The following is a 7,055-nucleotide window of genomic DNA, read 5'->3' on the forward strand; positions in this document are numbered from 1 at the left end:
TAACCGGAAACCCTTGTGTTGTACAAACTTTCGGTGCTACTGCAGAAGCTATGGTAAAATACTTAGAATTTGTAGGAGACGTCTGTGACAAACCTTTCCTTATTGACTCAACTGCAGCTGCTGCAAAAATTGCAGGTGTAGAATATGTACAAGAAGCTGGATTAGCTGAAAGAGCTGTTTACAACTCTTTAAGTATGGCGGCAGAACCTGGCGAAATTGACGCTGTTAAAAACTCAGATATCGATGCATCCATTCTCTTAGGATTCAACCCAATGACTCCTGGTGTAGCTGGTAAAATCGAAATTTGGGAAGATGGTGGATCTGTAATCGACCAAGGTATTCTTCAAATGGCTGATGAATGTGGAATTACCAAACCTTGGATGGATGTAGCTGTTACTCCATTAGGTCAAGGTGCAGGACCTGCTGTAAGAACCGCTTATGCTGTAAAAGCTAAATGGGGATACCCTGTAGGATCCGGTATTCACAACGTACCTTCCGCATGGGACTGGTTAAGAGGATACAAAAAAGAACACAAAGAAGCATGGCCTGTTTGTGACATCGGTTCAAACATTGTACAACAAATGGCTGGTGGAGACTTCGTTCTTTTCGGACCTATCGAAAACTCAAAACTCGCATTCCCTGCATGTGGTATGGCAGATATCATGATTGCTGAAGCAGCAAAAGATATCGGTACCGAACCTGTAGAAGACCACCCAATTAACAAATTATTATAAATAAAAGGGTCCCGATTAGATGATTCAATTCATCTAATCATTTTTTTCTATTTTTCTACTATTTTTCAAACACTTTTTTTCAAAACATTTTAATAAAATTTATATTATTTTAAAAAGAGATTATTAATTAACTTTATATTTTGGAGAGGTTAGATAATGTCTTTTTTAAGTAGAATTTTTAATAAAGGTCCTAAACCTATCATAGCTCATTCTAAAGAAGGTAATTTAGCTAGTTTAAAAGCTCAAAGGGCAGGACCTGCAAGTCCTGGAGCAGTTCAAAAGCCAGATACTTTTTATGTCACTGCTTCTGTTGAATTAGGTAACACCACTACAAAATCTATTGTAATGGCCACTAATCTAAACACTAGTGAGTCTTATTTGCTTAATAAAACAGTAAAAATGACAAGGGATATCAGAAAGCCTAAACCTAATGAAGATGTTTTCGGTAAAACTGTGTGGGGTATTGAACTTTCTAAGGAGGCTGTAACTGAGCTTATCCGAGATACGGTTTTAGAATCACTTAGGAAATGTCAGGTTGATAAGGATGAGGATTTGGACTTTGTTGTAAGATCAACTGGAGTAACTGCAGGTTTTGCTACTGCTGAAGAAGCGGGTCAACTTATTATTGCTCTTGCTGATGGTTGTCTTGAAGCAGATATTCCTCCACGTAAGATGTCTCCTGCAATGAGCATATCACAACTTCCTGAAAGGTTACAAAAACACTCCCTTTTAGAAAATATCATGTTTGATGGTGCTGTTGTAAGTGTAGTTCCTCCTGAAGGTAAGGAAACAGTTGCAAATGAAATGGAAGGGGAACTTGTAACAGCTGGAATTAAATTAGGTGCAAAATGGACTGATGTGGATTATAGAAACCCGTGTGTTTCCCTGGATTTCGGTTCCACATTGGCAGGACGTATTGTTAATGACAATGAACCTTATGCTAATACTGTTGGTAACTTTTTAGGTCTGGCAGGTGTTGTAAGTGACTCTTTAGCTAGAGGGTCTGGCAAAATCGATAAGAAAAATGGTGCGGCTTTGGATTTATACTCAGACAAGGCAATGAAAAAGGCTGACCATAAGCAAGCTGAAGCCAATGCTTTGGAGGCTCACAAATTGGTTAACATCTGTAAAGTTCCAATGGATGTTGAAAGGTTTGGTACTGTTCCTTTAAATCCTGAAGCTGCAGAAAAGGCAGGTACAACATTAATCGGTTGTGATGTTGGATTTAATGGTGATAAACTTCCTGAATTAATGGAATTGGGTGCACAATTCTATGATGAGTATGGTCTTCCAACTTTGCTTTCAACTTTGGATTATGTAAGTAGGAACATTGTTACAAGATGTTTGGATGTTGCATTTGAAGAAAATGTAATAATTCCAGGTTCCGCTTTAGGAATTACTGGTAGGGCAGGTATTACTGGACGCAAACCTCAACTTATTTTGGAAGCTGTTCAGGATAAGTTTGAAAATGTGGTGTTTGTTGAAGATGGTCTTGCATTGGGATCAGCTATTATGGCTCGTTGTATGAACTCTATGGGTACTCCTAAAGTTCCTATTGGAGGTAAACAAGGTGGAAGATGCATCCTTAAAGACCGTATGAAGATGATGGGTGGAAAATTCGCTTAAAAAAAAGTATGTGATTTTTCAATGATTTATGCAATCTTGATGGCTGGAGGTAGGGGAACCAGACTTGAAGTTCCCTGCGAAAAACCTCTTTTTAAATTATGCAATAAACCATTAATCAAATATGTGATTGATAATTTAAATTCATCTAAATTGGTCGATAAAATAGTTATTGCTGTTAGTCCAAACACTCCTGAAACAACTGAATATTTGAAATCTTTGAAAGGAGATTTTGAAATATTTGATACTTCAGGTAAAGATTATCTAACAGATTTATCTTTTATTTTGGATTATTTTGAAAAACAATCTAGTGAAGACATTTTATTATTCATTAATGCAGATTTACCATTCATTTCAACTGAAACTATTGATTGTGTTTTGAAATATTATTTCAAATCCGGTAAAGATGCCTTGTCAACTTTAGTGCCTGTTGAAATTTTTAAGGAATTGGGCCTAAATTATTCTTATGAGTTCAACGGTAATGTTCCGTCTGGTTTAAATGTTTTAAGAAGTGTTAATATTGTTCAGGATGAAGACCAGTTAATTATTCCAAAAAAAGAGCTGGCATTAAATATCAATACCATTTTAGATAGTCAGGTTGCAGAAAAATTGTATAGTGAATATTATCTTTAAATATAATGAAATTAAATATTTATATAACTAAATTTAATTTTTATCAGGTGATTAAATGGATAATAAACAAATTCCTAAAAGAGAAGAAAAATTATGGAGTGAAATAAAAAACTATCAAGTAGCTACCAACAATGCACGTATCCTTGGTGTATTGGATGAATTAATTATTAATGAAAAAACTGGTAAAATTGTTGATATAGCTATTAGAGTTGAAAGCGATCGCAATATTCATGTTAAAGGTGCTAAAAGAAATGGGGATTTATTATTAGTTCCTTTTGCTAAAGTCGAAAAAGTAGGCGAATTTATTATTGTAACTGAATAATTCAGTTATTCTCTTTTTTTTTATTTTTCTTGTTTTACTTATTTTGATTAACTATTTATATTTTGTAAACTATAGTTATACTAGTATAAAACAAATTCATATTTAATTCTTAAAAGGTGATTATATGTTGCTTGAAATAGAAGATTTGGCTGTTGAAGTAGCTGGAAAAAGAGTTTTAAAGGGGGTTAACCTTTCAATTGCTGAAGGGGAAACTCATGTTCTTTTAGGACCTAATGGTGCTGGAAAAAGTACTTTATTTTTAACCATATTAGGTTTTCCACAATATGATGTAGTTCAGGGGTCAATTAAATTTAAAGGACAAGACATTACTGGTTTAACTACTGCTGAAAGGGTTAAATTAGGTCTTGGCGTAAGTTTTCAAACTCCTCCTTCAATCAGAGGAGTTTCAGTAGGAGATTTATTAAAAATCATATCACATCAGGATGTCAATGAGGAATTGAACCCTAGAATGCAGCAATTGGCTCAACAACTTAAATTCAGCGATGAGTTTTTAGATAGGGATGTCAATTTAGGATTTTCCGGTGGGGAAGTAAAACGTTCTGAAATTTTACAGTTATTGGCTCAAATGCCAGATTTCACCATGTTTGACGAACCTGATTCCGGTGTGGATATTGAAAATGTGGAATTGCTGGCTTCTGAAATTGGAACTTTATTGGATAAGGATAAACCACAACGCAGTAGAAAAAGAAGTGGTCTATTAATTACTCACTTGGGTTATATTTTAAATTTCGTTAGTGCAGATAAGGCACATGTTTTGATAGATGGAGTAATTTCCTGTTCCGGAAATCCATCTGAAATTTTGGAAGATATTAGAAAAAACGGTTTTAATGGATGTGTTGAGTGTGCGCAATGTTTATGAGGATGCTGAAAGAGCAAAAGATAAAAAAGCAGCTTTAGGTGCTGATATTACTATTGAAAATTTCACTGATGAGACAGTCAATGCCATAGATATGCTTGACGATTTGGATGATTTGGGAAAACAAACAAAAAAGGATCTCTTGAAGGTCGGTGTCGACACCGAAGAAAAAAACAGGTCCGGTTCATTCCTGCAGGTTGACCAGAGTAACGTTTTCACAAACAACTCCATTTCAGATTCAATTGAAGTGATGAACATCGGTGTGGCACTGGATAAGTACAGTTGGATTGAAGACTATCTGTGGAATGTCGTAAAGCCTGATGCCGACAAGTACACTGCTAAAACTGCCTTGCGTGAAAAGGAAGACGGTGTTAAAAGCGGATATTTCGTAAGGTCACTGCCTGGAACTAAAGAGGTAATGCCGGTTCAAGCATGCATGTTCATTAGTGATGCTGATATTATGCAGACCGCTCACAATGTAATTATTGCTGAGGAAAACTCAGAATTGCATTTGATTACTGGTTGTGCAACCGGTGATGATATTTCATCTGCTATGCATGTGGGGGTTTCTGAAATGTATTTAAAACCGGGTTCAAAAATTACTTTTACGATGGTTCATAATTGGGCCGAACAGGTGGAAGTACGTCCAAGGACAGGCATTAAACTAATGGAAAATTCTACTTATATTAACAATTACATTTTAACCAGTCCTGTAAGCACCATTCAATCATTCCCTACTGCTTATTGTGATGGTAAAAATTCAAGGGCTATTTTCCAAAGTATTCAGGCTGGTAAAAAGGATTCCATTATTGATGTAGGATCCAGGGCATTATTGAATGCTGAAGGTGCTCGCGGGGAAGTTATCTCAAGAGCAGTTGCCCAAGATGAATCTCAGATTTATGCTAGAGGTCATTTAGCAGGTACGGTTCCTGATGTTAAAGGACACTTGGAATGTCACGGATTGGTATTGTCTGATGACAGTTTCATTTATGCGGTGCCTGAACTTGAAGCCAGTTCCGCTAATTTAGAGATGTCTCATGAAGCTGCTGTTGGTAAAATTTCTGAAGAAGAAATAAACTATCTGACTTCCAGAGGTATCGATGAAGAAGATGCAGAGTCTATGATTGTTAGAGGATTTCTAAACATGGATATTACTGGTCTTCCTGACGAATTGGCTCAATTAACTCAAAACATGATTGAAATGAGTCATGATGGAATGTAATTCCATTATTTATTCTTTTTTTCTCTTTTATTTCTTTTAAATTCATTTTTAAGAAATCTTGTTTTATAGTATATAAACTTTTTGACTTTAATCTCCGAGTAACCTTTATATTAATTATTAATGAAATATATTAATCAGTACATAATGTCATGCTGAGCTAGCTCATTAAGTACGAAAATTGTGAATTTAAGGCATGCCTAAACATGTATGCTTTAAATAAAAGATTTTAAAATTTTTTAAAAAACTTTAAAATTAGATTTTGAGAAACAATAGTTTTTCAAAATTCGTAAAAAAAATATTTATAGAGGAGGAGAAACTCTATGGCTGATGATGTAAAAATTGTAATGTTTTGTTGCAACTGGTGTTCCTATGGAGGAGCAGACACAGCAGGTACTGCAAGGATGCAATACCCACCGAATATTAGAGTTATTCGTGTAATGTGTTCTGGAAGAATTGACCCACAATTTGTTTTAAAAGCATTCCAAGAAGGTGCTGACGGTGTATTCGTAGCAGGATGTCACATGGGTGACTGCCACTATGATGCTGGTAACTACAAATTAGATCGTAGAATGAGATTAATTTATAAATTAGTTGAAGATATGGGAATTGGAAAAGAAAGAGTTCACCACGATTGGATTTCTGCATCCGAAGGTGAAAAATTCTCTGAATCTGTTAAAATGATGGTTAGCAGAATCAAAGAATTAGGTCCAGCTCCATTAAAACAACAATTAGATGCTGAAAGATAAATTGGAGGAGTTTAATATGGCAGATAAAGTAAAAATAGGAACTATGTGGTTTGGCGGATGTTCCGGTTGCCACTTATCCATTGCGGATTTCCACGAATCATTAATTGATGTAATGGAATTTGCGGATTTCGAATTTTCCCCTGTACTCATGGATACTAAATATGATGAAGTACCTGAATTAGACATTATTATTGTCGAAGGTGGAGTAAGAAACGACGAAAACAGAGAATTAGCTGAAATGTTAAATGAAAAAGCTAACATGGTTATTTCTTACGGAACTTGCTCCTGCTACGGTGGTATCCCAGGTCTTGGAAACTTATGGACTGTTGAAGAATTAGAAGAAGAAGCATACATTAATTCCGTATCTACTGTTAACCCTGAAGGAATTATTCCTCACGAAGATGTACCTCATCTCGAAAGCAGAGTAAGACCTATTGGTGAAGTTATGGATATTGATTTAATGATTCCAGGTTGCCCACCTCGTTCTGATGTTGTAGCTGAAGCTATCTTAACATTATTAAGAGGAGAAACAATCGAATTACCTTCAACCAACTTATGTGAAGTATGTCCTAGAGAAAAACCACCTGCTGGTTTAGCTATGGACTTCATTAAAAGACAATTTGAATTAGGTCTCCCAGAACCTGATTTATGTTTAATTACTCAAGGATTAGTATGTATGGGTCCTGCTACCGTATCATTATGTGGTGCAGAATGTCCTTCTATCGGTATCCAATGTAGAGGATGTTATGGTCCTACTGCTAAAGTATTAGACCAAGGAGCAAAAATGATCAGTGCGATTGCATCTGACTACGGTGTACAAGAAGATAAAACAGTTGACCCTGAAACTGTCGCTGATCAATTAGATGATATCGTAGGTACTTTCTACTCTTACACATTA

8 protein-coding genes are annotated in these 7,055 nt (G+C 35.6%); all 8 read left to right on the plus strand.

Annotation, left to right across the window (positions count from 1 at the left end):
- On the plus strand, positions 1-734 hold a 734-nt coding region (gene mtrH / locus Q4Q55_RS08965), incomplete at its 5' end, for a tetrahydromethanopterin S-methyltransferase subunit H (protein WP_303372475.1).
- A gap of 156 nt (positions 735-890) precedes the next feature.
- Positions 891-2,360, plus strand: coding sequence for a methanogenesis marker 14 protein (locus Q4Q55_RS08970; RefSeq protein ID WP_303372476.1), 1,470 nt, complete (start codon positions 891-893; stop codon positions 2,358-2,360).
- Between the two features lie 21 nt (positions 2,361-2,381).
- The gene (locus Q4Q55_RS08975; protein WP_303372477.1) at positions 2,382-2,990 is read left to right on the plus strand and encodes an NTP transferase domain-containing protein; all 609 of its coding nucleotides are present in this window, start codon (positions 2,382-2,384) and stop codon (positions 2,988-2,990) included.
- Positions 2,991-3,045: 55 nt separating this feature from the next.
- Positions 3,046-3,312, plus strand: a complete 267-nt coding sequence (locus Q4Q55_RS08980) for a PRC-barrel domain-containing protein (protein ID WP_303372478.1) — start codon at positions 3,046-3,048, stop codon at positions 3,310-3,312.
- Positions 3,313-3,436: 124 nt separating this feature from the next.
- On the plus strand, positions 3,437-4,192 hold the full coding sequence (locus Q4Q55_RS08985; RefSeq protein ID WP_303372479.1) for an ABC transporter ATP-binding protein: 756 nt from the start codon (positions 3,437-3,439) through the stop codon (positions 4,190-4,192).
- A complete protein-coding gene (locus Q4Q55_RS08990) occupies positions 4,161-5,411 on the plus strand; it encodes a SufD family Fe-S cluster assembly protein (RefSeq protein WP_303372480.1) in 1,251 nt (416 codons plus the stop codon). Before Q4Q55_RS08985 ends, Q4Q55_RS08990 begins: the two co-directional genes overlap by 32 nt.
- Positions 5,412-5,731: 320 nt before the next feature.
- Positions 5,732-6,157, plus strand: a complete 426-nt coding sequence (locus Q4Q55_RS08995) for a hydrogenase iron-sulfur subunit (RefSeq protein ID WP_303372481.1) — start codon at positions 5,732-5,734, stop codon at positions 6,155-6,157.
- A 16-nt stretch (positions 6,158-6,173) separates the two neighbouring features.
- The coding region (locus Q4Q55_RS09000) for a F420-nonreducing hydrogenase (protein ID WP_303372482.1) at positions 6,174-7,055 on the plus strand (882 nt) is incomplete at its 3' end.

This window comes from Methanobrevibacter sp., assembly GCF_030539555.1.
Classification (GTDB): Archaea; Methanobacteriota; Methanobacteria; order Methanobacteriales; family Methanobacteriaceae; genus Methanocatella.